This is a genomic window from Pseudoalteromonas sp. Z9A6 (assembly GCF_011378805.1).
Classification (GTDB): Bacteria; Pseudomonadota; Gammaproteobacteria; order Enterobacterales; family Alteromonadaceae; genus Pseudoalteromonas; species Pseudoalteromonas distincta.
Genome location: NZ_WTKZ01000053.1, coordinates 1 through 26,927, shown reverse-complemented (window position 1 = coordinate 26,927; position 26,927 = coordinate 1). Strand labels below are relative to the sequence as shown.

Genomic DNA, 26,927 nt, shown 5'->3' with positions numbered 1-26,927 from the left:
GCCTGAAAAAGTATCTAAAGTTATTTTAATAGCATCGACTCCTTTTTTTGCTGAGGCAGATAACTGGCCTGGAATAAAAGCGAATGTATTGGCGCAGTTTAAAGAGCAGTTAGTTAATCATCGAGAAAAAACAATAGAGCGCTTTTTAGCTATTCAAGCAATGGGTAGCGAGTCGGCGCGTGATGATATAAAGCAGCTTAAACAATTGCTAAATCAGTACAGCGCACCCCAAAGCGATGCCCTGAGTGCTGGTTTAGATATTTTACAAAATGACGATTTACGTGACTTATTTACTCATTGCCCAGTCCCTATTAGAGGAGTATTTGGCCGCCTTGATGCTTTAGTACCTTATAAAGCTATTAGCAAAATGTCAGCACTAAATACTGAGTTTGAATATGAAGTACTAGATAAAGCGTCCCATGCACCATTTATTTCTCATAAAAGTGAGTTTTTATCTGTCGTTAAATCAATGCTTTAAAATAGAGCTAAGAATAGCGCTGTTTAAAGCTTTATTTTGAGCAGAACCTGAGCGATAATTAAACAATGTTTATTTGGTGGAGGTTTTAATATGCCAATCGGATCAGTATTTAATAGTGGTATAGAAGGGTTTAACCGAGCTAGCCAAGGTATTGAAAAAGCCAGTGCTGAGATTAATCGTGCCAGTATAGAACAACAAGATGACGCGCAATTAGCGCAGCAACGTCAGCTTACGGCAGCACGCCCTGAAGAAGCGATTACTGCACCAGTAGCACAACCAGCTCGTGTTGATGAAGCGCTTGTTAACTTAAAAGTTGAAGAGTTTAATGCCAAGGCAAACACGCAATCAATTCAAACGGCCGATGATGTACTTGGCACGTTAATCGATATTAAAGTTTAGTATTATGAATATTGTCACGCCATTTCCGTCTATCAATATAAACACCGCAAATGTTTATACGGAAACCGCACGGCGTGACAACCAACTACGCGAAGTTATTCCGGCTCCCGCATCTAGTAGCGCAAGCAATACAGAAACCAAAGCGCAAAGTGATGCTGAAAAAGCAAAATTGCCAGGTAGTAGCGATGGTGCGACGTATAGCGCAACGGGAAAAATAGCAGACGAAAAGTCAGTTCAGCAGCGCGATGGAAACTCAGAAAATCCAGAGGGCACTGAGCAAGAAAGTGAAGCAATCGAGAAAGAAGAATCTGAGCAAGAAGAGCTGCAATTAGAACAAGAACAACAACAAATTACAGAGCTAAAAGCACGGGATACTGAAGTACGAATACACGAACAAGCACACGCTTCTGTAGGCGGGCAATATGCTGGCTCGCCAAGTTATGAGTATCAACGTGGCCCAGATGGTACTAACTACGCAGTTGGCGGAGAAGTACAAATAGATGTATCAGAAATTCCGGGTGACCCGCAAGCGACTATAGACAAAATGCAAACGGTACGCGCTGCCGCATTAGCGCCTGCAGAGCCTTCGGGAGCTGATCGCTCTATTGTTGCAGATGCTACGCAAAAGCTAGCAGCGGCTCAAGCTGAGCTTGCACAACCTGAAAAAGAAGACGACGAAGGCGCAAAAAGTAAACTTGAAGCGTCATTCTCTAGCGATGAAAGCAGCGATACAAAAACAGCTAAAAGTGACGAGCAAACACGTGATGCCGATGTTGAAGCACGGGCGGGGCGTATTGCTAACTTTTATCAAATGGCTACATCGCCAGCGAGCCAAAGTAGTTTTTCAGCGTTAAGTTAATAATTTAGCAAAACATAACCACAAAAAAACCGCTTACGCGGTTTTTTTCGTTTTAGCTTAGTTGTACAAGTATTATTTTTTTACTTTAGCATTAGCGAACGCATCGGCAAATGCATTGCCCATTAACGCATTACCGTTGTCACGTTTAGGCTTTGCAGCGCGAGGTTGCGAATTATTAGCACGTGCTTGTGGCTTTTGCGTAGCTGGAGCTGCTGACTTATTACTTGTGTCAATATCGTCATCTAAGCGCATAGTAAAGCTTATGCGTTTACGTGCAGCGTCTACTTCAACAACTTTAACCTTTACAATATCACCAGCTTTAACAACTTCACGCGGATCTGATATAAATTTATTCGTGATTGCTGAAATATGCACTAAACCATCTTGGTGAACACCTACATCAACAAACGCACCAAAATTAGCAACGTTTGAAACCACGCCTTCTAAAATCATACCTGGTTTTAGGTCACTAATTTTTTCAACACCGGCTTTAAACTCAGCTGTTTTAAATTCAGGTCGAGGATCTCGACCAGGTTTATCAAGCTCAGTAATAATGTCGGTAACGGTTGGTAAGCCAAACTTTTCGTCAGTGTAATCGTTAGCAGCAAGTTTAGTTAAAAAGTCGCTGTTACCAATTAGGTTACTGACATCTACGCTATTGCGTTCACAAATGCGTTTAACAACAGGATAAGCTTCAGGGTGTACTGATGAGTTATCTAGTGGATCGCTACCATTGTTAATACGTAAAAAACCAGCCGCTTGTTCAAATGCTTTTGGCCCTAAACGCTCAACCTTTTTAAGCTCACTACGTTTAGTAAATGTGCCGTTAGCATCGCGATAATTAACGATATTTTGCGCTAATGTTTTGTTTAAACCAGATACGCGTGTAAGTAAGGGTACCGAGGCCATGTTTAAATCTACGCCTACTGAGTTTACACAGTCTTCAACTACTGAAATAAGGCTCTGGCCTAATTGGCTTTGCGATACATCATGTTGGTATTGGCCAACACCAATTGATTTTGGCTCAATTTTAACAAGTTCAGCAAGAGGATCTTGAAGGCGGCGTGCAATAGAGACAGCCCCTCGTATAGAAACATCTAAATCTGGAAATTCATTAGCTGCAAATTCAGAAGCTGAGTAAACCGATGCACCTGCTTCGCTAACCATAATTTTACTAAGTTTAAGTTCGCTGTTTGCTTTGATAAGCTCTGCAACCAACTTATCTGATTCGCGTGATGCAGTACCGTTACCAATCGCAATTAGCTCAACTTTATGCTGACGGCAAAGTTGCTCTAACGTACGCACTGATTTATCCCAATGATTTTGTGGTGCATGAGGGAAAATAGTTTGTGTAGCTAGTAATTTACCTGTGCTATCAACAACGGCAATCTTACAGCCAGTACGAAGGCCTGGATCAAGACCTAAAGTAGTACGAGGGCCTGCAGGTGCAGCCATTAATAAATCTTTTAAGTTTTTAGCAAATACATCTATTGCACCGGCTTCTGCTTTTTCGCGCATTGCTGCAAAAAACTCATTCTCTAGGTGTAACCCTAGCTTAACTTTCCACGCCCATTGAACAACGTTTAATAACCAAGGACTTGCCGCTTTATATTTAATATCTAAACGGTAATGCTCAGCAATCATGTTTGCACATAATTGTGCTGAATTTTCTGCACTAGGCTCAGGGTTTATATTTAACTGAAGTACACCTTCATTTCGAGCTCTAAGCATTGCAAGCGCACGGTGAGAAGGTACTTTTTTAAGAAGTTCTTGATGCTCAAAGTAATCACGGTATTTTGCACCGGTTTGCTCTTGGCCTTTAATCACAGTACTTTCAATTGCGCCATTTTGGCTAATGTGGCTTCTAAATTTAGCAAGTAATTTTGCGTCTTCAGCAAAGCGTTCCATTAAGATGAATTTAGCGCCTTCAAGTACCGCTTTTGTATCTGCAAAACCTTTTTCAGCACTTACAAACTGTTCTGCTTGTTGCTCTGGGTCAAGGTTAGCATCTTTAAATAGTGCATCTGCAAGTGGCTCTAAACCAGCTTCAATTGCTATTTGGCCTTTAGTACGGCGCTTAGCTTTATAAGGTAGGTATAAATCTTCAAGTTCAGTTTTACTTTGTGCATTGGTTATATCGGCACTTAGCTCTGGCGTTAATTTATTTTGCGATTCGATGGTCGATAAAATAAAACTACGGCGCTCTTCTAGTTCACGTAAATACGATAAACGCTGCTCTAAAAGGCGTAATTGGGTGTCGTCTAGGCCGCCGGTAACTTCTTTTCTGTAGCGGGCAATAAAAGGAACAGTTGCGCCTTCATCAAGTAATTTTGTAGCTGCAACAACCTGTTGCTGCTGTGCGTTTAACTCACCGGCTAAACGTGCAGAGATATCGCTCATGCAAAAACCTTTTTATACAATAAAATAAGACCAGAAGCGTGTTACTGGCGCCGTTAATTGCTTGAATAATATCACAGGAGGTAGTAATGAAAAGCTCTTAAAGCAAGCTATTTTACTTGCTTTAAGATGGTTGGGTCGGGAGTAAATCAATTCAACTAAAAGAGCGCCCTAGTGAGGGTGCTCAATGTTTTCTAATACTTCACTGAAAGAGTGAGCAATAGGTGAGATATGTACAGGAATATGTAATGTTTTAGCTATTTGGCGAGCTGAAATTAAACCACAAATTTCGTTACTCGCTGTTGTAACTAATAAAAACATTGTGCCCTGATGCTCCATCGTTTGCAGCGCATCACCAATGCATGCGTAGCTTAAGCTTTGCATACTTACACCTGTAAGGCGGCTAACTGGTGTCATAATGTCACGTAAGCTTACTTCGCTTCGTTGCATATTTAAGCGCTCTGCAATAATAGTAATTTTAGAGCTTTGTAAATCGGCGCTAGAAACTAGACCAATTAATTTTTGGTGTTCGTCTGTTACTAAAACAAAGTCAGATTGTTGTGCACTTACTTGTTTAAGTGCATCTGTAATCGTTGTTCCATGCTCTGCACGAATAGGTGTTTTTTGAGTAAAGTTATTCACCATTTTTAGCGCTGGAGAAGATAAATCGATTAATGGTTGATCATCTGCAAATGTGCTAGCAATAACGCCATGAGAAATATTTTGGGTACGTAATTCTTTAAAGTTTGACATAGTAGTCACCTTAGTAGTTATAAAATTTAATTAAGTTGTAAAATAATGAATTAAATTAAATAGCTAGGTGGTCCGCGTTGGTATGCAGTGCTAAAAGGTCTGTTTAGATTAGTGCTCTTATAAAAAGAATCTACGACATTAGGAAGTGGTTGAGGCGACCTAAAGGTAATAGTGTTAACGTGAGAGTCCACGTCAAAATCGAGGTTTGCTTGGTCAGGAATATCACAAGTAATAAAGTGATTAGATAGTTTAGCGTTATCAAGGTTTACGTCAGTGTTGCTGGCATGCAGCGTCAAACTTACACTCATTAAAAGTGCAAACAATACGGCATTACTAAATATGCGCTGTACTATGTTTGACATAATCACGACCTTAATTAACTGCTTTCAAATTAAACAAATCAACTTGAATAATTCAGTTATAGCTTATTGCTTTAATTTACACAATCAAAAGTTAACATGATCTGAATCAAAACTTTTTATTTCTTTTTTTGGTAATCGATACTGTTTACATACCACTGCTTTTTTCCATGAGGAGTGGTCACTTCAAATTCGTCATCTACTTGTTTTTTAATCAACGCACGCGCCATAGGTGAGTCTATTGATATGTAATCTTTACGGTCGTAAATTTCATCAGGACCTACAATTCTGAACTTTTTAACTTCACCTTCTTCGTTTTCAATTTCAACCCATGCACCAAAAAATACTTTTCCATCTTGCACGGGAGAGTAGTCAATAATTTTTAAATCAGGTATGCGCTTGCGTAAGTAGCGTACCCGGCGGTCAATTTGGCGCAGCAATCGCTTGTTATACTGATATTATAACCCCACCCAAATATATACTAAAATCACTACTTTAATACTTGTTAGATGATAGAAAAGAGTTAGTATTAAGGAAAAGTAAATATACTATATAATAAAAAGTATGGCATACATCCAAAAAATAAACGTAAAGTATCATGATAAAGAGGCTGGTAGTATTTGTGAGTTACCAGCTCTTTATACAGAGAAAGGTGTCGTGATATCACATATAAGATATCTTGCTTGGTACAGCTCTAAAAGTGAGTCATGGAAAGAGCGCTCTATATTTTCTTTAAAGCTCCTACTCACATATATTGATGTCGTACCAAACTTTGAAAACTCAACTTTATTATTAAAAGGTTTTACTAAAGCACTATTAGTAGGAACAATCGATTACGATAAAATGGATGACGAACTTGGATTGTATTGGAAGGCAAGAAAGCCTAGAGATGCAAATAATATATTATTTCATATAACGCATTACTCTGATTTTTTAGCTTTACAGGAAGGGTTTGACTCATCAAGGATAAACCCCTTCAGAAAAGCAACCAGTTATGAAGAGAGATTAAATTGGTGTGCATATTATCATAAGCACGCAAATGTGTTCCTAAATCATTTATCTAATCAAAATGACGCTGCCTTTAATGCGAAGAGAGTAAGATTCATTGATCGGTTATTAGAGCCTAAAATAAATAATGAAAAAGCGATGAAATTCCCCGATGAGCACTTTGAAAAGCTTCTTTATATTGGAATGGTAAAAGGCTCAACACCAGACTATAAATCTCAAGCTATGACCATGTTATTAAATTATGGTGGATTACGTAAAAGTGAGCTATTTCACCTTTATGTTTCAGATATAACTTTACACCCAATATATCGAGATGAAGCATTAGTTAGGGTCTATCATCCAGAAATAGGCCGCTCACCTGACAGTAGTTTTGCAAATAGGCGAGAATACTTACTCGAAAGCACTTTCTATAAACCAAGAAATACATACCGATTATCAGAAAGACTATATGCGGGTTGGAAGTCACCTTTACTCACAAATAAAGACGGCTATTTTGAAGTGATATTTAACCCGCCTGAAAAAGCAAAAGAATTTTTAATATCTTGGGTTAACTATCTTAAATATCAACGGGTAGAGCCGGCAAAAACAGACACTCACCCATTTGCATTTACCAACTCCACAGGAGCGCCTGAAACGATAAAAAACTTTCAGCGAATTCATAAAAGAGCAGTAAAAAAAATTGGGTTGGAAGTTCAAAAAGAGCTTGGAACTACAGAGCATGGACACAGGCATGCATATGGTTATCGCGCACGACAACTTGGTTTAAGCCAAGTTGAAATTCAAAAAGCAATGCATCATAAGAGCTCTCTATCCTGCTTGGTATATATACAACCAACCTCAGAAGATATTCGTAGTAAGATGAGAGAGATTAAATGAGCAAACTTAAAGGTGACTCGAGCCTTCCATTAAATATACCTGTATCAATAAAAACATTGGGTGAATACAAAGCAATATGCAAAAAAAACGGTATTACTAACTCAAGATTACATTTAGAAAATTACAAAAGCATACCAGGCCTAATTGCACATCCAGAGAGGGTTTTTAAGGATGAGTGGGTGAGCTATAAAGATACATTTGATGTCCCTGATTTTTATTCCTATAAAAAGTTAAAGAGTATTATTAAGCCATTAGCTCTTAAATCACAAAAGGAATACAGGGCATTTGTTAAAAAGCAAGATGACCCTCAAATACCAAATGACCCACAGGGGGTATGGGAAAGTGAATGGGAAAATTGGTTTAAATTTTTAGGTAAAAAAGAGCCTTACAATTTAAAATTTATTGCAAAACCATATATAGCTTGGGCTGTAAAAATAGAAGAATTTATGACCCAAGCATTAGGCGGAGGTTCTAAAAACTCTTTGCTTTGTCGATTCGTTCGAATTTATATAGAAAAACACGATAAAAGCTTAACTCCAGAAGCATTTCTTACAAAGCAAAAGGTTAATATTAGACCCTTAAAGCAAGAATTAGAAAAGTTGAATACCGATAATATGCGGCGTAACTTGATAATTGCAGTGAATGAATTTTTAGACTTTGTAATTACCAACGATCTAACTAGTGAAGATGAGGAGACTGGAGAGATCATTCGTGTAATGGATGCTAGAAATCCTTTATCGCTGCTATCAAATTCAGCAAGTGTGATGTCTCCGCAACGCGCTGAGTCAACTAAACCTTGCTTGCAGTATTACTTTGTTAAAAAGGCCCAAGAGTGGATAATTCCAGCTAATGCAAAAACTTTTAAAGACCTAAAGCATTTGCAAAAATTTGATGCTGATTGGCTGAAAGTATCATCGAAGGAAGTAGATCGAAGTGACCCTGATTGCGTGATAAAAAAGATTGGAGATCAGCTTTATATGTGGTCTCCAATAAATTGGTTGCATACGTTCACTTTAACAAAAGTTCCATTGCGGGGTCGTCAGATTGCATATAATGATTCAGGTGAAGCAGATGATGTAATAGCTAATGTTGATCAAAATGGAAAAATAATTTGGGAAAAAAATAAATCTATTTTTTCGGGGTTAACAAAAAACCAAGCGTTTATTAAAAGAATGCCTGACGAAAACGCAGGGATGTTTATCACTACAAACAAAACAAGTAATAATGGTCAAGGTTATTCAATACCTTGGATACCTGAAGACCTTATTTATTGGTTAGTAAAACTTCGTAAGTGGCAGCAAAAATATAATCCTATAGATAACCCTACGAACTGGTCTAGTTGTAAAAGAACAAATTTAAATGAGTTGCAACTTAAGGCTAAAGGAATAAATTGTTTTTTATTTAGGGCGTATCAGGATATTGAGCCACAAAGTGTTGGTAATTCCCTAACACCAAGGTTAGCTGCCGCACTTTATAATGTTCAACCATCAAATTTAGAGCTTGCAACGCTATCAGGGAAGGAAGCAACGTTAAATCAGTATAAGTCTAAGTATACCCCTCACTCAATGCGTGTGAGCCTTATAACGGCTTATATAATGGAAATGGGGATGCCTATTGAAATAGTTATGAAAGTTGTGGGGCACTCATCAATTGTAATGTCTATTTATTACTGCAAAATTACGCAAGGCGATATTAGAAAGCGATTAGAGCAGGGCGAGAAAGAAGCATTAAAAACGAGGGTTGACGCTACTCAGAGTTTAATTGAACAAAATAAAATAGAGAAAGTAAAAAATGAATTGGTATCAAATAATGAAGAGTTACTAAATTCATTAACAAACTCTATTCCAGCAGGGAACTTCATTTTCAGGGATTATGGTATCTGCCCATATGCCGCAACTCGCTGTGAAGATGGCGGAGAACTTAATGGTAGTGGTACATCATTACGTGTACCGGCTCCATCTGGTTATCTAGGGACGCAAAATTGTCTTCGCTGTCGTCATTTTATTACAGGCCCCGCATTTATTGGTGGGTTGCTATCCATCACTAACGAAATATTATTTCACTCTAACACCCAGTCATCTCAATGCACAAAGTTACAAAGTAAAATTACTATGCTTGAGAAAAGTTTAGACGAATTAGATCGCCGAGAATACGTAGCTAATTTAAAAAATGAAAAAATTGACTTATCAGAGCGTAAAATTCTTGAGTTAAAAATAAGAAAAACTGAGTCAGAATATGAAAGTGCAGCAAAAAAAATGGATATGCTCTTATGTGACTTACAGTCGTCCTACAAGCTAATTAAAATGACACAATCAATAGCTAATCAAAAAGACAGCTTGTCCCTCGTTAAAATGAGTGATTCAGAAATAGAAATATCTTTAGAAGAGACATCTTCATTTGAGCAACTTCAAGAGGTTTGTGAGAATGCAACGATTTATGAGTCGGCCAATGCATCGCATGCCATAATTCCAAGATCTCAACAGTTGGATAAAATGGCTGTATTCAATGAAATATCTCCCGGCTTATTCTTACTCACAGAAGAGCAACAATTGCACGCTGGAAATCAATTAGCGCGCCTTTTAAAGTCTCGTTTAAAAACATGGTCAAAAGTTAGTCGTGTAATTAATTGTGATATTAAGCTCTCCGACCTTCTTGGTGATGAACAGATTTCAAAGTCTGAAATCGAATTTATTAATAAAAATAATACGTTAATTAATAGTGAGTTATGAGTATGTCACCTGAAGATCTACTAACTGAATTACAAAAAGGTTGCTCTACTAAGATTAGTGAAACCCTCGAAGCAATCTATAGGGTTTGTATGGAGCAAAGAAAAAGAGGTGTTGATGACTATTCTATTTCTACAATATCAAAGTTAGGCACTCAACGAGGGGTTCCAAAAGCACAAAGTATTCGTAATAAATCGGGTGAAAAGTATAGAGCACTTATTGCATCATTTGCAGAGAACAGCCCAGTAAAAGATCTTGGTAAGCAAAAGCATCAAGGGTTAGACTGGATAGATGAAATAAACAATCCAAAGCATCGATTACTAGCAAAAATTCAAGCTTCCGAGCTAATTGCGACTCGAAAAAAGCTACAAGAAATTATTCCACCAAACCTTCAAATTGATATTTATGACTACAAGTCTACTGGGCTTGGTTCTGAGCATAAACTATCGAATCAAGAGCGCAGAGCATTAGAATATTTATTATCAAATAGCTTTCAAAGCAAATGGAAATTAACGCCAACGGATTATGGGGAGCTTATTGATGAAAATAAGCATGCTGTTTTTAAAGCGGCTACCCTTGACGCTATAAAAAAAGCTTTAGATTTTTTATAGCCGTAATATCTATAACACACGCTAAAATTTAATTTGCTGTCTGGTTATTATAATCTTTGTAGTTTCAATAAAGGAAAGCTTCATTTGGATAGAAAAATTAAAAGACCCTATAGTTAGGCTTCAAGATAACATTTTCTCCTCTCAAGCATTAGCAGCTGAAAAACTAGCAAAGGAGATATAGTACCGATTGGTCCAGTCATAGAATTTTATGGAGGTGGGTAGTCTTCGTCACCAAACTCAAAATAGACTGACTTAGAAGTAGAAGATCTTGAATACCTCATATCTAAAGAGTTTATGCGCCGAGCAGGTTTGGAAGTGGGGCCAAACGGTAGTATATTATCAAGTAATGATAAAGATAACTTTCTCCCGGTTGCAACTTTAGATGCTGTTAAAAAAGCATTGCAGTATTTGTAATATTGGGATGGGGCAAACTAATTGTATACCAATCTAATAACGCGTGAAGGATTAGACAAGCTAAATAAAGAGCTTAATTACCTTTGGCGCGACTACAGACCTGAAATAACAAAAAAAGTAGCTTGGGCTGCTAGCCTTGGCGATCGTTCAGATAATGCCGATTATAAAGAAAATAAAAGATTACTTAGACAGATAGATTCTCGAATTAGGTTCCTTAGAAAGCGCATCGAAGCAGTCAAAGTTATTGACTACTCTCCTCAACAAGTCGGCAAGGTTTTCTTTGGGGCATGGGTAGAGGTTGAAAATGATAATGGTGAAACAAAAGCTTTTCGCATAGTTGGCCCTGATGAGATCTATGGTCGTAACGATTACATTTCTATTGACTCTCCTATGGCCAGAGCGATGCTAAAAAAGGAAGTTGATGATGATTTTCAAGTTAAAACGCCAGTAGGGATAAAAGAGTGGTTTATTAACAAAATTGAGTACAAGTAAAGAGCTAGTACAGCTTATGCAACAACTAACTTGAAAAACTCCGAAAGAGAGTATTTATATTTCAGCCTTCTGAGCTTTAGTCATCAAAATCTCTTTTGGTATAAAGACGGTTAGTCTGCTTAGAGCGAGTTACGGACATTGAACATATGCTGGTGAACGTGGATATTCTAATATTTTACAGTTAAAAAAAAATGTCTCAACAAAACTAATGGACTTGTAGCCATTAAAGTATGATGAAATCTACCCGAGAAAAGAGTCCTAATATTCAGAGTAATATTGCGTGTAGTGCTGTAAATCATTTTTTCAGTTTTTCTTAAGTAAATCTTAAGGTTTGCCTGATATTTTATTAAGACACTTTTTATTTAGCCGATAGGTTTCTTTAATTGCTTGACTTATCGGTGATTAATTTGCAAATTTATTATCGCTAATAACTAAAAAACAGGGATTTATATATGTTATCAGTTGTACTTCCTGCCAAAGACGAAGCCGAAAATATTGGCCATCTTATTGAAGAAATTCATACCAGCCTTGCTGATTTATACCCGTTTGAGATTATCGTTGTCGATGATGGCTGTAGTGATAGTACCTTTGAAACCGCCCTCGAAACTGGAAGAACATTAGGCTGTGATGTAAAAGCTATCAAACATGCCTACAGTGTCGGACAAAGCACAGCGATTGTGTCGGGTGTGTTACAGGCGAAATACACCTTGATGGCGACCCTTGATGCCGACGGACAAAACGATCCGGCTGATTTGCCTAAATTAGTTGAGCGCGCTCAACAAATAGAAGCCGCTAATTTTTGCGTAATTGGCTACCGTAAAAACCGAAAAGACACGCCTTGGAAACGTTTTCAGTCGCGTTTTGCTAATAAATTCCGCGATGCTATTTTACATGATGGTGTGCCAGATACCGGCTGTGGTTTGAAAGTAGTGCCCACAGCCACATACCTAAGGCTACCACACTTTAACCATATGCACCGTTATATTCCTGCTTTGGTCAAACGTATGGGAGGCGAAGTGCAAGTGCAAGAAGTGAACCACCGCGATCGTGAACATGGTCTATCAAAATACACGGCTTGGAATCGAGCTTGGGTCGGTATTGTTGATGTATTAGGCATGATGTGGCTTATTCGTCGTGGCAAAGTGCCAATGGTTAATGAAATTCAAACGAGTAACACTAGTGACGATTAACAGGCTCGCTAAATTTATTGTTAGTTTGTCGTTATTTATTGCGATAGCGTTTGCAGTTCAACAAGGTTTTTTTGAACATATCGCTGACAGTAACTGGGTCGCTAAGTTTGTTAAAGAACAAGGCAAACAAGCCGTTGTTGTATTGATGGCGATGGGGGCTGCCTATGCCGCTCTTGGTGCGCCACGCCAATTGTTAGCGTTTGCGTTTGGTTTTGCTTTTGGGGCTGTTGAAGGGGCACTTTTAGCGTTAGTAGCAACAGAGCTCGGTTGTATTTTGTCATTTTACGCCGCCAAATGGTTGTTTCGCTCAAGCTTGCAACGCAAATTTAATAAAAGTTTAATGAAATTTGAACGCTTGGTTAAAGACAATACCACCTTAAAGGTATTGATGATTCGGTTGTTACCTATCGGCAGTAACTTGTTTACTAATGTCGCAGCTGGAGCAACTACAGTACCGGCTCAGGGGTTTTTTCTTGGTAGCTTTATTGGCTACATTCCACAAACCTTAATTTTTGCCTACGCTGGCGCTGGAATTGGTTTATCAGAGCACGAAAAAATACTCATCAGTATTGCGCTGTTTATTGTTTCATCGGTAATTGGCTCACTGCTTTATCGCAGTCAATTTCGTCGTAAAGTACAAGAACTATAAAGAAGTTAGGTTATGAAAAATATAATAAAAACCTTCGAACAAGATGATTATTACGCCGTCTTAAAAATCTTACTGGCCTTTGCCGCTGTTATTATTTTATTAGGTATTGGTATTCGTTCACCGTGGCCTGCTGATGAACCTCGATTTGTTGAAGTAGCCAGAGAAATGGTTGCCACTGGCAATTGGCTATTTCCAATGCGTGGCGGTGAATTTTATCCTGATAAACCACCAGTTTTTATGTGGTCAATCGCTCTTTTTTATTCACTTATTGGCAACCTAAAACTGGCATTTTTACTGCCAAACGCCATCTGTGGCTTGATCACTTTATTTTTGGTGTATGATCTTGGGGCAAAACTCCATAGTGTTCGCGTGGGTCGCAATGCCGCTTTACTTTTATTAATTACACCACAATTTTTGATCCAAGCTAAAGCTGCCCAAATTGATGCGATGGTGATGTGTTGGATAACGATTGGTTGTTATGGCTTTATCCGTCATTTCATTTTAGGGCCCAATTGGCGCTGGTATTTTATTTCGTGGGCATTTATGGCGCTCGGCATTATTACTAAAGGGGTAGGTTTTTTACCTGTACTCATGTTTATTCCCATCATTGCTTATCGCTTGGCGAATAAAGACTATTTTAAAGGCAGGCTCACCTTCGCTTGTTGGTTAGGTTTTGTGCCCTTTTTCTTGGTGTTGGCGGCTTGGTTTGTACCGATGATGATTACGGTGGCAGAGCAAGCGACCCCTGAATTAATTCAGTACAAAAACAATATTCTGTTCAAGCAAACGGGCGAACGGTACGCCAATGCCTGGCATCACCTTGAGCCTTGGTATTATTTTATTGTTAGTGTAATTCCCGTGATGTGGTTTCCATTACCAATTTTATTGTTGAGCTCGCTAAAGCATGTTTATCACAAATTAAAAACAGATCCAGTATTGATGATATTGTTTGCTTGGGTTGTGCTTGTGGTGTGTTTTTTCAGTATTAGTCCGGGCAAGCGCGGGGTTTATGTGTTACCTGCATTGCCGATGTTGTCGCTGTTTACCACCATTGCTTACCATGAAGTTAAACTACCGTTATGGTTTAACCGCATCAGCAAAAGCATTTTATGGTTAATTGCTATTGTGCTTGTTGTCGCTTGCATTGGTTTATTAACGGGTCATAAAAAATTAGTGAAACCATTAACCGCATACCCTGAAATGATCCCGTGGGCGGCAGGTTTAGCGTTTATTTTAGCAGCGATATGGTTAGTTAGTTTATGGCGATTACGGTCGAAAAACGCCTTTTTTAATTTAGGAATGGTAATTGTCGCTTCTTGGTTAATAGTGAGTACCTTAGGATATTGGCTAGCCGAGCCCCTGCGCACACCCAAACATGTTATTGAAGAAGTGGAAAACACCTTAGGTCAGCATGGTGAGCGCGGTGAACTTGGGTTAGTGAAATTTAAAGAGCAATTTTTATTGTTTTCACAATTACCAATAACGCATTTTAGTTACCTAGCAACGGATGAAGAAGAAGAGCGTAACGCATGGCTATGGATGGGCGAGAAGGCGGGTCGATTTATTTTAGTGCCAGATGATGCCAACTTAACGTGTTTCGATGTGTCTAACGGGCAAGATATGGGCTACGCTCACAGGCAGCACTGGTTATTATTAAGTGCTAAGCAAATGGCAGAAAACTGCCAAGCGCCAAAAGTTATTAAGCGTTTTAGTGTTCCTAGAGAAGCGTATTAATGAAAATAGCTGTAGTAGGAGCAGGTTTTGTTGGTTTGTCTAATGCCATTTTACTTGCTCAGCATAATAAGGTGGTTATCTACGATATCGTTCCAGCGAAAGTAGATTTAATTAATAGTCGTAAATCTCCCTTTGTCGATAAAGAAATAGAAGCTTTTTTATTTAAAGATGATCTCGATTTTGTTCAGTCACTTGAAAGCGCGTTAGGAATTAAAGCCAAGAAAAATTTTATGCCGATGCAAGCGGGCGATGTTTACCAAACCTTTGCAGATATTGATGACTTATTTAATGTTACTGGCTATAAGCCTAAAATGAGTGTTGAACAGGGCGTTAATAACTTTGTTGACTGGTATCGTGAATTTTATGGTTAAGTGATTTATCTATCCATTTTTGCATAATAGTGACATCTAGAGATGTCCGCCTATATTTCTAATATCAGTAATTATCTGCTGTAATCAAACAGGACACTTTGATAATGGAATATTATCCAATACTATTCATCAAGGTCCGTTCATGGCACAAAACCGACCTCAGTCTCTAACTCATTTTTGTCCATTGGCGAGTTAACCTCTTACTCGCCATTGCCCCGAAACAATTTACAAACTTGAATGTTGACGGGCAGCATTGAGCGAATAGCGAACAACAAATCTAATGGAAATACTACACTTTTAATAGGATTATGTATCGTGCGGCGGCATAATATTATTAACGTTGGCAATAGGAGGTTGCATGAACTTAATTGAATCAAAAGAAACTTATTTAAATGAGTTAATAGACATAAATGAACTGCACAAAAGGGCGCTTAGCCTTGCCATCGATTGTGTAATTGACAACGAATCTGAAGGTCAGGATCTGCCGATCGTTTTAACTAGCTATGATGATATTTGCAAGGATCAAATTTCTCACCTCTTGACGAGCTTTTGCGAGAAAATTTATCCAAATTCTGGTATTTCTTTCAAGGCTCATAACCTCTTTCTCTTCGGCACTGATTTTGAAAGTACATGTGATTCATTGATAAGAAATATGCGTAGATATGAGCAAAGCTATATTTATTTAGCTGATAGCCCTACTTCGTTTGAAAACTTACCATCAGGCTTATTTCATATTGTAGACATTGAATACAAGAACGTTACGCGATACAAGAATACTAGAAAAGGGGATGTTCCACAGAAAAAGTACGTGGATGAATATGGCGCTGACGACTACCTTTCAGGGTTATTTGACCTAGTCGCATTTGGTGAAAAGATTAAGGTATCAGATGCGACTGAAGCTTCTAATTTACTATTTGATGAATGTAATGCATGCATAATCCGTCCTATTCCCGCCCCAAAAGGGGCTGAGTATAGTTCAAAAATAACGATTTCATCGCCGGAGTGGGAGAAGCTAGCGTGCGTCGCGCTTAGAAGATACCAACACAGGGAATGCGGAGATGGTATGAATTGGGATATTTCTGATGAAGGGTGGAAAAACGTTGAGGCTTATCCTTTTACTGAAAAGTTACTAGTGCCGGGCACAAGCGAAAAAAGAGATTGTTTAATAGGTTTAGTAACAATGAATATAAATGAAGGATGCTTACCTCTTTTATCAACAGTGTGGCTCCACCCCCTTTTTCGACGCAAAGGTAAGCTCAAAAATTTATGGTCAGACTTAAAATATACGTATGGCAATTTTGATGTGGAGCAACCCAACGCCAATATGAAAGCCTTTATGAAGGCCATGAGTGACTCAAAGAAATCCGAGTTGTAATTTCACCTTATTAATGTTTTTAACGTCCGCTTTTGGCACAAATGCGACTATCAGAGAAAATTGAGTCATTAATAAGCTCAAATCAACGTTTTAATCTCTAAAGTGATAGCTTCTTGTTAAGTTAAGAAAAGGATAGAACTTGGTTTCATGTTGGCAGTCTGTTGATCGTGCGCTTTACGTCCTAAGACACTTTACTCTTAGGCGTTATAGCCATATTTGAGCCTGTTTACGGTATTTTTAATTAATTCACGGCCAGCTATTGTATCTATAAATGTTAAAGGTTTTTTAGAGTCGAATTGGAGTGACGAGGTATTTAACCAAATATTAAAACGTTCTATATTTTCAAAGTAATTAAGACAAAAAGAGCAGACTTTTGCAATTTCAAATGCATTTTCACTTAAAGTGGTATTTAAGGGCTTTAATTCTTTTTTATAGCGTACATATGAGCTCTTGCTAGTTCTAATAGCTGAAGAAAATGCTCGTATATCCCAGCCTAGCTCTATCCTTAAACGCTCAGCATTTTTGATATCTACACCTTGATGTATAAAGTTAATTTGTTCTAGATGACTAGATTTTTCACTGATATTTCTATTGCTTAAAATCTCTGTAAGGTCTATTTGTTTATGAATTTCAGAGAAGTTATACATAGCAACACCTTAAATTAAATTATGTTTCCTCGTGTAACTGAAATCGATGTTACCTGTAGAGGTCTACTTGAGGTAAATTCTAGTGTATTTACCGCAATTCACTTAACCCCAAAGCAATAGCCTCTTGCTGAAAGCGGCCTGATATATTAATAATTCGCTCATAGGCGTCGGTTAAAAAATGCTCCTCTGTCGCTTCAGATCTATTGCTCATAGCTGGCTGCTCAAAAAAGTCAGCAAAGTTATCAAAATCGAACTGGGTTTTGGAAGTTTTTTTACTTTGTTTATTAAAAGTAATATCGCTTGAATTTTCATCTACGGTATTATTTCCAGCAGCAGTCTCAATCTTTTCAAACTTAACTACATCAGCTTCAAATGGAACATCTTGATTAACCCTATACGCATACTCTAAAAGCTTAGGTTCGGCGGGCATGTACATAATCGCTTCTTGGTTTTTAGAGTTTGTTACCCTCAGTATGCGGCCCAATATTTGCCTAAAATGCATTTCTGTTTTTATGTTTGTAAGGTGACAGCAAACCTGCAAACGAGGGATGTTTGTACCTTCGCTAATCATACCAACAGAAATAATCCACTTAGTTTGTGCATACCTAAACTGCTGAATAATACTTGTAGGTTCATTTTCTCGGTAGGTTACAACAATGCTATCCTCGTCAAAGTGAGTTCGCATTAACATAGAGATTTGATGGGCATGCTCAACAGATGATGCAACAATCAACCCCGCTGCGTCGGGGTTTTTCAACCTGATTGAAGTAAGCTTTTTTTGAGCTGAAGAAATCATGTATTTTATTACCGCTTCATTTTCAATAATTTCTTGATAAGAAACGCCAGAGTCGTTTAATAACGCTTTAAAGCAGTTAAATGTTTTGGTTTCAGCGTCATCTACAACTGTAATGCGGCTATTATCAACAGCTACTATTTGTGGAACCCGACAAACATTATCTCCAATAGCCTCAGAAAGCCCGTAAACGTAATCACACGCTATTTTATTGTTAGGCTGCTGATATGATGAAAGAACAATAGGAGCAGCGTCAGAACGCCAAGGGGTGCCTGTTAAGGCTAATGTGTATTGTGCTTTATTTTGAATGTTAAGAATTATCTGCTCACCCCATGCATTGGCATTGTCAATATTAGAGCCAGCGCAATGATGAATTTCATCAAATATTACAAAAACACGATACCGTTCAAATAGCTGCCAAAAGTGCACATCTAAATACTGTAAGCTTTGATAGGTTAAAGCTCTACCTTTAGCGCCAATAAGCCCATCAAATCGTTCATTCGTTTTTAGCTGTAAGCTTTCCTTAAAGTCCTGAGAAACAATAGACGACGGTGAAAAACAAATGATTAAATCGACCATATTATTTTTTAATAATTGATTGGCTAATTCTGAGGCCATCAAAGTTTTACCTGACCCTGGAGTTGCCAAGGCTAAAAAGTGGCTATTGCCGTTCTGGTATTGTGTAAGCGCTAAATTAATACACTCGGCTTGCCATAGTCTTAGTTTCATATTTTCTCTAATGCTTCGTTTTGCTTCAGTAAGCCTTCAATCGCTCTAATCTTGCCAAGTATTCTTGTATTGTTGTCTCTCGCTTTGTTGTATTGTGGCTGAAGCTCATCTACTAATTCGGGTGACTCCAAATAAAGCTCTTTATATGCCTCAGATTCACCCATATTCAATAATAGCTCGGCTTTGTAGTGATTTAACTTACTAAGTAACAGTGCGTGTTTATCATCTGCCTTTTCTGTTGTTGCAATAGGTATGGCACTAGCTAAATGAGTAATTGCCTCAACGTTAAAGCTCTCAGTTTTATTGAATCGCGTAAATCCTTTTTTATTTGATACCACCTTTTTCAGCCAGCCTTTTTTAACAAGCTTGATCAGTTCTGCGTATATACTTCGCCTAACTGCTGTAGGTACTAAAGAAGAATCACTTTTTAATGCTAAGTACGCCGAACGCACATCACTTGTTGTGAAGTTATCAAAATTTGGTGCAACAATAATTTGAGCTACGAGAGGGTCAAATTTCAAAGTAAATCCTAATAAACTTCATATAATAATGGGTATTATAGGGCGTGGTAGTTAAGCCCTCAACATGAAAATCTAATCATTTTGCCTTGAGGAAAATCAGGTGAGTGATTTAGTTAAACATTTTGGTGAAAAGCTACGAGAAAAACGCAAAGAAGCAGGCTATTCGCAAGAAGGGTTTGCTGCCTATGTCGGTATAGAGCGCGGTAATTACGGAAAAATGGAAAGAGGTAATGTTAATATTAAGCTCGAAACCTTATATAAATTAGTAAACGCATTAAATTGCGAGTTTGAAGAGATACTACCGGCAAGGCAAAAGTATAAAATTGACCTAGATTAACCAAAAACTACTTGGTACCAATATATTATTAATTTTTTAATTAATTAGGGTATATTAATCACTATTACCTCAGGAATATAAATAAGCGAGTGAGTTGCTTTAAGTAAAATAAATCATCTTTAACTCTCTGGCTAGCAAGGACTTAACTTACATGTTTGAACAAACCTTTAAAAATATCGACGACATTTTTCATAAAGATGCAGGCTGCTCTAGTGAGCTAGATTACACCGAGCAATCGTCGTGGATGCTATTTTTAAAATACCTTGATGACTTAGAGTTTACCAAGTCTCAAGAAGCCGAGTTAATGGCAGAAGACTACCAATATATTATTGATGAAGAGTACCGCTGGAGTTCATGGGCTGCACCTAAAACCGCTAATGGTGAGTTTGATCACGATAACGCCTTAACAGGTAGCGACTTAATGGATTTTGTCGATGGCGAGTTATTCCCTTACCTCAAAGGTTTTAAGTTACGTGCTAAAAGCCCTGACACTATTGAATACAAAATTGGTGAAATCTTTAGCGAGATCAAAAACAAAATTCAAAGTGGCTACTCACTTCGCGACGCACTCGAAAAAGTAGACGAATTACGTTTTCGCTCACAAGAAGAAAAGCACGAGCTTTCACACCTGTACGAAGTTAAAATCAAAAACATGGGTAACGCTGGCCGTAACGGGGGCGAATACTACACACCACGCCCATTGATTCGCGCCATGATCGATGTATTACAGCCGCAAATTGGCGAAACCATATACGACGGTGCCGCAGGCTCGGCGGGTTTCTTATGTGAAGCCTACGACTACCTTCGCCAAGGTGGTGCTAGCAATAAACAGCTTTCAACCAGTGACTTAAAAACCCTGCAAGAAAACACTTTCTACGCCAAAGAGAAAAAGTCGTTAGCGTACGTTATTGCCATTATGAACATGATTCTACATGGCATCGAAGCACCTAACGTTATTCATACCAATACCCTGGGCGAAAACCTACAAGACATTACCCCAAGCAACCAGCACGACATTGTATTAGCTAACCCACCGTTTGGTGGTAAAGAGCGTAAAGAAGTTCAGCAAAATTTCCCGATTAAAACCGGTGAGACTGCCTTCTTGTTTTTGCAGCACTTTATCAAAATGCTAAAGCCTGGTGGCCGTGCAGCTATTGTTATTAAAAACACCTTTTTATCGAATACCGATAACGCCGCCATTGCCTTACGCAAAGAGCTATTAGAAAACTGCAACTTACACACCGTGCTCGATTGCCCAGCCAAAACCTTTTTAGGCGCAGGGGTAAAAACTGTGGTGTTGTTTTTCACCAAAGGCGAGCCGACACAAAAAACCTGGTTCTATCAGTTAGATCCTGGCCGCAGCTTGGGTAAAACCAATCCACTAAACGACAAAGACTTAAAAGAATTTATCGAGCTACAAAAAGACTTTGCAGATAGTGCTAAGTCTTGGTCATTAACAACAACTGAACTGGATGAGGCAACATGGGATTTATCGGTTAAAAACCCCAATCAAGCAGAAGAAGCCCCACTGCGTGAACCGCAAGCAATCATTGAAGAAATCATCGCCCTGGATAAAGAAAGCGAAGCAATTCTGGGTAAAATTCAGGAGTTGTTGTGATGGAAGGTTGGAGGAAAAAGAAAATAGGTGACTTTCTTACTCTTGAGTATGGAAAGCCTTTGGATAAGGTCAAAAGAAAGGTTGATGGGTTATACCCAGCATATGGAGCTAATGGAGTTAAGTGCCGAAGTGATGAGTTCTATTTTGATAAAAAAACTATTATTGTTGGGCGTAAAGGATCGGCTGGAGAAATTACCCTAACAGAAGAGAAGTTTTGGCCCTTAGACGTCACTTATTTTGTGAATTTTGATGCTACGAAATACGATTTAATGTTTATTTATCACTTATTATCTCGTTTAGATTTACCTAGTTTAGCAACTGGTGTAAAGCCAGGAATAAATAGAAATAATGTTTATTCGATTAGTGTTCAAATTCCCGAAATAAAAGAACAAAAATGCATCGTCGCCATACTCGAACAGGCCTTTGCCGACATAGAACAAGCCCGCGCCAAGACTGAGCAAAACCTCAAAAACGCCCGCGAGCTGTTTGAAAGCTACTTGCAGCAAGTGTTTAGCCAGCGTGGTAAAAAGGTTCAGAGTGTTGAGTTGGGAGATGTGGTAGATGTGCTGACTGACTATCATGCTAATGGTAGTTATAAAGTTTTAAAGCAACATGTAGAACTAAAAGAGCAGGAAGATTTTGCTTGGATGGTTAGAAGTACTGACTTTGAAAAGAAATTCAAAAATGAAAAGCGATATATTACCGAGCATGCTTATAACTATTTAACAAAGAGTAAATTGTTCGGTGGCGAAATTATTATGAGTAAAATAGGAAATGCTGGAAAGGTGTATTTTATGCCTGAAACTGACCGGCCTTGTTCTTTAGCAATGAATTTATTTTTAATTCGCTTGGATCCATCCAAAGCGAATAATGAATATATTTACCGCTATTTAAACTCTAGTAGTGGGAAAGCCCAAATAGCGCCAAGACTAAAAGGTGCAGCAACACAAACAATTACTAAAGACAACGTGAGAAGCCTTCAAATTCCAATGCCTTCTTTAGATGGACAACATGAGGTTATTAAGAACCTAAAAATTCTAGAGAAAGAGATCGAATCACTAGAAAGTCTTTACATGAAAAAACTTACAAATATCGAAGAACTCAAAAAATCTATCCTACAAAAAGCCTTTTCAGGTAAGTTAACGAAAACGCTTGAGGTTGATACAAACAAAGGAGCAGTGGCCTAATGTCACAAGCAAGGATGCGTAACGAAGCAGATACACGCGCGGATTTAATTGATCCTAAATTGGTTGCTTCAGGTTGGGGTGAAGTTGATAGCAGCTTTATTCGTCGTGAGCTTATTTGCCCAGGCCAAATTATGGCGGGTGGCAAACGCGCTAACAAAGTGCCTTGCGATTATGTGTTGGTATATAAAGGCCGTAAGCTTGCCGCAGTAGAGGCAAAAAAAGAAAGCCTTACTTATAGCGAAGGTGTGCGCCAAGCGAAAGACTATGCACAACGCCTGCAATGCCGTATTGCATATGCCACCAACGGCCATGAGATTTACCAGATTGATATGCTCACAGGTATTGAGACGCTGGTAGATGAATATATGTCTCCCCAAGCGCTTTGGGAGTTAACCTTTGAGCAAAAAGGCGATGCACCAGAAGCGGATTATACGACAGCTTGGCGTGATGCGTTCTCTACTATTCCCTTTGAGGCCAAAGGCGATTGGGCACCGCGTTATTATCAAGAAAACGCCATTCATAATGCTCTTGAAGCCATTGCCCAAGGTAAAAATCGCATCCTGCTAACATTGGCCACAGGTACAGGTAAAACCTGTATTGGCTTTCAAACCGCATGGAAGTTATTTAAAACTCGTTGGAGCTTAACTGCACAAAAAGACGTTAGCCTTGCTAAAAAGCGCCCCCGTATTTTATTTTTGGCCGACCGTAATATATTAGCTAATCAGGCGTTTAACGATTTTTATTCGTTTGGTGATGATGCCATTGTGCGTATCACCCCTGAAGATATACGTAAACGAGGCGGTGTGCCGAAAAATGCTAGCGTATTTTTTACAATTTTTCATACTCTTATGTGTGGGCCTAAAACTGAATTAAAAGAAGCCACAACAGAAGAAGATGAAAATGCGCCACTCAAAAAGGCAGAAAACCCGTATTACGAACAATACCCAGCTGATTTTTTTGATTTAATTATTATTGATGAATGTCACCGTGGTGGCGCGAATGATGAAAGTGCTTGGCGCGATATTCTTAAACACTTTGAACCCGCAGTTCAGCTAGGCTTAACTGCCACACCAAAGCGTACCGATAACGCTGATACCTATGGTTACTTTGGCGAACCCGTTTACAGCTACACATTAAAAGAAGGCATTAACGATGGTTTTTTAACGCCATTTAAAGTGTTACCCATTGTTGGCACTATGGATGAGTACAAGTACATAGAGGGAGATGGTGTTGTTGTAAAAGGCGATCCTGAGCCTGGTAAACTATATAAAGAAGGTGACTTTAACCGTATTATTACCATACCTCAGCGCGAAGAGCGCCGTGTGCACTATTGGATGGATCACTTTAATCCTAAAGAAAAAACCATCGTGTTTTGTGCAACACAAGTTCATGCCGGTATGGTACGCGATTTTATTAATCAGTACGCAGTTAAAAAAGGCTGGACTACCAACACTAACTATTGTGTTCGTGTCACCGCTAACGATGGTGTCGCGGGTGAAAATGATTTAAAAACCTTCTGTGATAACGAAAAAACCATTCCGACAATTTTAACCACCTCACGCAAACTCTCTACCGGTGTAGATGCACGTAATGTACGCAATATTGTGCTTATGCGCCCTTGTAAGAATATGATTGAGTTTAAGCAGATAATAGGGCGAGGCACTCGCACATACGATGGCAAAGACTACTTTACAATTTACGACTTTGTAAAAGCGCACCATAACTTTGCCGACCCTGCTTGGGATGGCGAGCCAATACCCAGCGAAGTATGCTCAGAGTGCGGCACAACTCCATGCCAATGTGAAGACACTGGCGGGGATGGAGCCGGTGAAAAGAAACCGTGCAAGGTGTGTGAACAAAAACTATGTATTTGTGAAAAACCAGAGCCTGAAGGCTGTGATAAATGTGGCGAAAGACCATGTGTATGTGAAAAGCTTGAAATAAAGCTCTCAGACGGCCGTACACGACAAATTAAGCATATTTCCTCAGCAATGTACTGGAATGCTGAAGGCAAGCCCATTACAGCAAAAGAATTTGTTGAACGTATGTTTGACGACTTACCGCGCTTTTTTGAAAATGAAGACCAACTACGCGAAATCTGGAGCGATCCAACCACTCGCGAAAAGCTATTAGAAGATTTAACCGAAGCGGGCTACGATAGCGAAAAACTCGATAGTATGAAAGCCGTAATTGATGCACAAGACAGCGATGTATACGATGTTTTATCCTACGTAGCGTATGCCTCAGAGGCACAAACACGCACTGAACGAGCTCAACAAGCAAAACCTAAAATAAACTCTGCTTTTAGCGATTATAAACAACAAGAGTTTATAAACTTTATATTAAGTAAATACATTGAAGATGGCGTGCAAGAACTCGCACCTAAAAAAATGCGCAGTTTAGTAGAGCTTAAATACAACACCATTAACGACGCCGCCATTGAGTTTGGATCACCGACAGCGATACGCGATACGTTTATTGGTTTTCAGAAGTATTTGTATGCAAGGTAGTTAAATTATATAACTATCTGTAAGCGGAGGAACAACGAATTAACTTTCTCAAGTTGATGTCTCTGAGCTACTACATATAACAGGTTCAAATAAATACTGCTTTAATAGCGTTTACTCATACATTGATACTCAGAATATTATACTGTAGCCAACGCGTTTGAGCATAAGTTTCAAATTTTCCTCAGGAATTTTTTAAATTCATTTAGCTATGCACTTACGTTATTTTGTTTATCGAATTTCTAATGACTAATTAAACATTTTCGTTTAAATCCAGACACATCATGATACCCATATCATTCTCTACTTAATTTGCTGTAATAGGGAATACTGTTGCACCCAGCCATAGCATAAAAGCAAGTTATAGATGTAATAGTTCAGTCTTAGTTTATAAAAATGAAAGTAAAAATGTATATTGTTAACTTTGTTTGAATTTAGGTGTTTTACATTTAGAATAGTAATAAATTACTAATAAACTAATTGAAGCCAATTCTTTAGGCTTTCTTTGTCTGGAAAAAAATGAAAAATTACGCTTATATTTGTTATGAACAAGCGGTTAGTGAAGCTGAAGTTGAACTAATAAATCAATTTTGGGAATTAGAGAAAGGTGAGAATATTAAATTTGCAAATAATGCTCAAAATGTATTTAAAGAATTTAAAAGCAAACTAGATAAGCCTTTGTCAATAATAAAAAGTAAAAGTAGCTGTACCAATGTTCATTCAGCATTTAACTGCGATAGCTGCAATAAAAAAAAACTATTTTCTACTCGTAAAGAGTGCATTGAGCAGTTTGAGTCTGAGCGATATGTGTGTAAAAGTTGCCTTGTTGAGTGCTATTTAAAAGATGGAAAATTAACAATAGAAAAGTTAGGTGAGTATATTGAGCAGAGGCTAAAGTCTGAAAGTACAATTTCTTGTTTAACATATATCGAAAAACTATATTTATTTCTTCTACTTACACGGTTTAATGATGGCAATAAGGCGCCGATTAAGCATCATTACGATGCTCATTCAGAAACTCTCGGTTGCGAAGAAGCAGAAAAAAGAATGATGAAAAGCTTAATTTCCAAAGGTTTTTTAGTCCGCATCACTGAGCATGACTTTAGGGAGGCTCAAGCTCAAGGTCGTGAATCTATAAGATCTTTTCTAGGCGCTTGTTTGCATCTATTTATTCGCGAAGATAATATTTTATCTGAATTGCCAACTTATTCGACTTCATTCATCAACTCCTTTGGATTGTACTTACGCTACTCTGAGGAATATAGCTCAGTTAGCGAATTAACTAAGAGGTTATATGATGATATTTGCGCTCGCAAAGTTAGTAAGAATGATGTAGAGGAGATTCAAGAACTATTGGAAAAAAATAGGATATACAACATCCTGTTGATTATAGAAGACGCTTGTTGTGACTTTAAAGTTACAGTGCAAAAATCACTCCGTTTTGGGAATCTTTTACAGTACCTTGCCAAAAATTATTCATTACCGATTATTAGCTATGTTGTATACAAAGAAGCAAGAAATTTAAGTGCATATTTATATAACAGAAATATCCCCAGTTACATATCTGATAAACTTTTAACAAAGAGAATAGAAGAGTATTTAGACTTAATAAAAAGAAAGAATTACTCTGCTGTTTACACTCGTAGATTGCCTGAAAATATTAGAGTATCAGAAATGGAGGCTTTTTTTTGTAGGGAATTTAATGAAGATTGCTTTAACTGGTTTCATTTAACAAATGAGGAGGTTTTGGACTCCTGGATATCAGGTGCAACAATTGAGTTTAATGTTCCATCTTTACTAAGTTGAAGAGTACATTAAAATAGTACGTGTACTATTTATAAGTTGTTGTTTTTAATGTGAACTTTGTATGCATAGTATGTTTTCTGGGGTTATAACT

At 38.2% G+C, this 26,927-nt stretch carries 21 protein-coding genes and 4 pseudogenes; 18 read left to right on the top strand and 7 right to left on the bottom strand.

Annotated elements, in window-relative coordinates:
* The 3 genes and pseudogenes from GQR53_RS21195 to GQR53_RS16350 form a co-directional block, all read left to right on the top strand.
* Positions 1 to 478 (top strand): annotated as a pseudogene (locus GQR53_RS21195) (pimeloyl-[acyl-carrier protein] methyl ester esterase); the annotation flags it as partial.
* A gap of 90 nt (positions 479 to 568) precedes the next feature.
* Positions 569 to 877: a hypothetical protein gene (locus tag GQR53_RS16355; RefSeq protein WP_002959563.1), complete on the top strand. Its 309-nt coding sequence runs from the start codon at positions 569 to 571 to the stop codon at positions 875 to 877.
* Positions 878 to 881: 4 nt separating this feature from the next.
* Positions 882 to 1,736, top strand: a complete 855-nt coding sequence (locus tag GQR53_RS16350; RefSeq protein WP_165744541.1) for a putative metalloprotease CJM1_0395 family protein — start codon at positions 882 to 884, stop codon at positions 1,734 to 1,736.
* Positions 1,737 to 1,808: 72 nt separating this feature from the next.
* On the opposite strand, the gene GQR53_RS16345 is transcribed toward GQR53_RS16350, so the two are convergent.
* From GQR53_RS16345 to GQR53_RS16330, 4 genes and pseudogenes are all read right to left on the bottom strand, one after another.
* Positions 1,809 to 4,136: a Tex family protein gene (locus tag GQR53_RS16345; protein WP_165744540.1), complete on the bottom strand. Its 2,328-nt coding sequence runs from the start codon at positions 4,134 to 4,136 to the stop codon at positions 1,809 to 1,811.
* 168 nt (positions 4,137 to 4,304) lie between these two features.
* Complete coding sequence (locus GQR53_RS16340) at positions 4,305 to 4,886, bottom strand: CBS domain-containing protein (RefSeq protein WP_024595749.1); 582 nt, start codon at positions 4,884 to 4,886, stop codon at positions 4,305 to 4,307.
* A 50-nt stretch (positions 4,887 to 4,936) separates the two neighbouring features.
* Positions 4,937 to 5,248 (bottom strand): hypothetical protein, encoded by a 312-nt coding sequence (locus tag GQR53_RS16335; protein WP_033020846.1) that lies wholly within the window; start codon positions 5,246 to 5,248, stop codon positions 4,937 to 4,939.
* A 116-nt stretch (positions 5,249 to 5,364) separates the two neighbouring features.
* Positions 5,365 to 5,703: pseudogene (locus GQR53_RS16330) on the bottom strand (GreA/GreB family elongation factor); the annotation flags it as partial.
* Positions 5,704 to 5,809: 106 nt separating this feature from the next.
* Here GQR53_RS16330 and gmtY point away from each other — a divergent pair.
* From gmtY to GQR53_RS16285, 10 genes and pseudogenes are all read left to right on the top strand, one after another.
* The gene (gmtY, locus tag GQR53_RS16325; protein ID WP_039489106.1) at positions 5,810 to 7,129 is read left to right on the top strand and encodes a gamma-mobile-trio recombinase GmtY; all 1,320 of its coding nucleotides are present in this window, start codon (positions 5,810 to 5,812) and stop codon (positions 7,127 to 7,129) included.
* Complete coding sequence (locus GQR53_RS16320) at positions 7,126 to 9,858, top strand: VPA1269 family protein (protein WP_039489104.1); 2,733 nt, start codon at positions 7,126 to 7,128, stop codon at positions 9,856 to 9,858. Before gmtY ends, GQR53_RS16320 begins: the two co-directional genes overlap by 4 nt.
* Positions 9,855 to 10,466, top strand: coding sequence for a gamma-mobile-trio protein GmtX (gene gmtX, locus GQR53_RS16315; RefSeq protein WP_290294884.1), 612 nt, complete (start codon positions 9,855 to 9,857; stop codon positions 10,464 to 10,466). The genes GQR53_RS16320 and gmtX overlap by 4 nt, the downstream gene beginning before the upstream one ends.
* 435 nt (positions 10,467 to 10,901) lie before the next feature.
* Positions 10,902 to 11,372: a transcription elongation factor GreB gene (greB, locus tag GQR53_RS16310; protein ID WP_039489102.1), complete on the top strand. Its 471-nt coding sequence runs from the start codon at positions 10,902 to 10,904 to the stop codon at positions 11,370 to 11,372.
* Positions 11,373 to 11,824: 452 nt separating this feature from the next.
* Positions 11,825 to 12,562 (top strand): glycosyltransferase family 2 protein, encoded by a 738-nt coding sequence (locus GQR53_RS16305; RefSeq protein ID WP_024603948.1) that lies wholly within the window; start codon positions 11,825 to 11,827, stop codon positions 12,560 to 12,562.
* Positions 12,528 to 13,211, top strand: coding sequence for a VTT domain-containing protein (locus GQR53_RS16300; protein ID WP_033011230.1), 684 nt, complete (start codon positions 12,528 to 12,530; stop codon positions 13,209 to 13,211). The genes GQR53_RS16305 and GQR53_RS16300 overlap by 35 nt, the downstream gene beginning before the upstream one ends.
* A 12-nt stretch (positions 13,212 to 13,223) precedes the next feature.
* On the top strand, positions 13,224 to 14,945 hold the full coding sequence (locus GQR53_RS16295; RefSeq protein WP_024603946.1) for a glycosyltransferase family 39 protein: 1,722 nt from the start codon (positions 13,224 to 13,226) through the stop codon (positions 14,943 to 14,945).
* Positions 14,945 to 15,103: pseudogene (locus GQR53_RS21190) on the top strand (UDP-glucose 6-dehydrogenase); the annotation flags it as partial. The gene GQR53_RS16295 and the pseudogene GQR53_RS21190, both read left to right, overlap by 1 nt.
* Positions 15,104 to 15,118: 15 nt before the next feature.
* Positions 15,119 to 15,316, top strand: a pseudogene (locus GQR53_RS21185) (protein CapI); the annotation flags it as partial.
* Between the two features lie 358 nt (positions 15,317 to 15,674).
* Positions 15,675 to 16,691, top strand: a complete 1,017-nt coding sequence (locus GQR53_RS16285; protein WP_138764487.1) for a hypothetical protein — start codon at positions 15,675 to 15,677, stop codon at positions 16,689 to 16,691.
* A 197-nt stretch (positions 16,692 to 16,888) separates the two neighbouring features.
* Here GQR53_RS16285 and GQR53_RS16280 read toward each other — a convergent pair whose 3' ends face one another.
* From GQR53_RS16280 to GQR53_RS16270, 3 genes are all read right to left on the bottom strand, one after another.
* Complete coding sequence (locus tag GQR53_RS16280) at positions 16,889 to 17,338, bottom strand: antitoxin Xre/MbcA/ParS toxin-binding domain-containing protein (RefSeq protein ID WP_165724156.1); 450 nt, start codon at positions 17,336 to 17,338, stop codon at positions 16,889 to 16,891.
* Between the two features lie 88 nt (positions 17,339 to 17,426).
* A complete protein-coding gene (locus tag GQR53_RS16275) occupies positions 17,427 to 18,860 on the bottom strand; it encodes a DEAD/DEAH box helicase family protein (protein ID WP_165724154.1) in 1,434 nt (477 codons plus the stop codon).
* A complete protein-coding gene (locus GQR53_RS16270; protein ID WP_165724152.1) occupies positions 18,857 to 19,381 on the bottom strand; it encodes a hypothetical protein in 525 nt (174 codons plus the stop codon). Before GQR53_RS16270 ends, GQR53_RS16275 begins: the two co-directional genes overlap by 4 nt.
* Before the next feature lie 100 nt (positions 19,382 to 19,481).
* Between GQR53_RS16270 and GQR53_RS16265 the strand changes: the two genes are divergently transcribed.
* From GQR53_RS16265 to GQR53_RS16245, 5 genes are all read left to right on the top strand, one after another.
* The gene (locus GQR53_RS16265; protein ID WP_004588153.1) at positions 19,482 to 19,718 is read left to right on the top strand and encodes a helix-turn-helix transcriptional regulator; all 237 of its coding nucleotides are present in this window, start codon (positions 19,482 to 19,484) and stop codon (positions 19,716 to 19,718) included.
* Positions 19,719 to 19,869: 151 nt separating this feature from the next.
* Positions 19,870 to 21,336: an N-6 DNA methylase gene (locus GQR53_RS16260; protein ID WP_165724150.1), complete on the top strand. Its 1,467-nt coding sequence runs from the start codon at positions 19,870 to 19,872 to the stop codon at positions 21,334 to 21,336.
* Positions 21,336 to 22,523: a restriction endonuclease subunit S gene (locus tag GQR53_RS16255; protein WP_240915905.1), complete on the top strand. Its 1,188-nt coding sequence runs from the start codon at positions 21,336 to 21,338 to the stop codon at positions 22,521 to 22,523. The genes GQR53_RS16260 and GQR53_RS16255 overlap by 1 nt, the downstream gene beginning before the upstream one ends.
* Complete coding sequence (locus GQR53_RS16250; protein ID WP_165724147.1) at positions 22,523 to 25,033, top strand: DEAD/DEAH box helicase family protein; 2,511 nt, start codon at positions 22,523 to 22,525, stop codon at positions 25,031 to 25,033. Before GQR53_RS16255 ends, GQR53_RS16250 begins: the two co-directional genes overlap by 1 nt.
* 516 nt (positions 25,034 to 25,549) lie before the next feature.
* The gene (locus tag GQR53_RS16245) at positions 25,550 to 26,836 is read left to right on the top strand and encodes a hypothetical protein (RefSeq protein WP_165724145.1); all 1,287 of its coding nucleotides are present in this window, start codon (positions 25,550 to 25,552) and stop codon (positions 26,834 to 26,836) included.
* Positions 26,837 to 26,927 lie beyond the last annotated feature (91 nt).

Coding starts and splice junctions, on each gene's coding strand:
- GQR53_RS16355 (WP_002959563.1), top strand. CDS start 569: ATGCCAATCGGATCAGTATTTAATAGTGGTATAGAAGGGTTTAACCGA.
- GQR53_RS16350 (WP_165744541.1), top strand. CDS start 882: ATGAATATTGTCACGCCATTTCCGTCTATCAATATAAACACCGCAAAT.
- GQR53_RS16345 (WP_165744540.1), bottom strand. CDS start 4,136: ATGAGCGATATCTCTGCACGTTTAGCCGGTGAGTTAAACGCACAGCAG.
- GQR53_RS16340 (WP_024595749.1), bottom strand. CDS start 4,886: ATGTCAAACTTTAAAGAATTACGTACCCAAAATATTTCTCATGGCGTT.
- GQR53_RS16335 (WP_033020846.1), bottom strand. CDS start 5,248: ATGTCAAACATAGTACAGCGCATATTTAGTAATGCCGTATTGTTTGCA.
- gmtY (WP_039489106.1), top strand. CDS start 5,810: ATGGCATACATCCAAAAAATAAACGTAAAGTATCATGATAAAGAGGCT.
- GQR53_RS16320 (WP_039489104.1), top strand. CDS start 7,126: ATGAGCAAACTTAAAGGTGACTCGAGCCTTCCATTAAATATACCTGTA.
- gmtX (WP_290294884.1), top strand. CDS start 9,855: ATGAGTATGTCACCTGAAGATCTACTAACTGAATTACAAAAAGGTTGC.
- GQR53_RS16305 (WP_024603948.1), top strand. CDS start 11,825: ATGTTATCAGTTGTACTTCCTGCCAAAGACGAAGCCGAAAATATTGGC.
- GQR53_RS16300 (WP_033011230.1), top strand. CDS start 12,528: ATGAAATTCAAACGAGTAACACTAGTGACGATTAACAGGCTCGCTAAA.
- GQR53_RS16295 (WP_024603946.1), top strand. CDS start 13,224: ATGAAAAATATAATAAAAACCTTCGAACAAGATGATTATTACGCCGTC.
- GQR53_RS16285 (WP_138764487.1), top strand. CDS start 15,675: ATGAACTTAATTGAATCAAAAGAAACTTATTTAAATGAGTTAATAGAC.
- GQR53_RS16280 (WP_165724156.1), bottom strand. CDS start 17,338: ATGTATAACTTCTCTGAAATTCATAAACAAATAGACCTTACAGAGATT.
- GQR53_RS16275 (WP_165724154.1), bottom strand. CDS start 18,860: ATGAAACTAAGACTATGGCAAGCCGAGTGTATTAATTTAGCGCTTACA.
- GQR53_RS16260 (WP_165724150.1), top strand. CDS start 19,870: ATGTTTGAACAAACCTTTAAAAATATCGACGACATTTTTCATAAAGAT.
- GQR53_RS16255 (WP_240915905.1), top strand. CDS start 21,336: ATGGAAGGTTGGAGGAAAAAGAAAATAGGTGACTTTCTTACTCTTGAG.
- GQR53_RS16250 (WP_165724147.1), top strand. CDS start 22,523: ATGTCACAAGCAAGGATGCGTAACGAAGCAGATACACGCGCGGATTTA.
- GQR53_RS16245 (WP_165724145.1), top strand. CDS start 25,550: ATGAAAAATTACGCTTATATTTGTTATGAACAAGCGGTTAGTGAAGCT.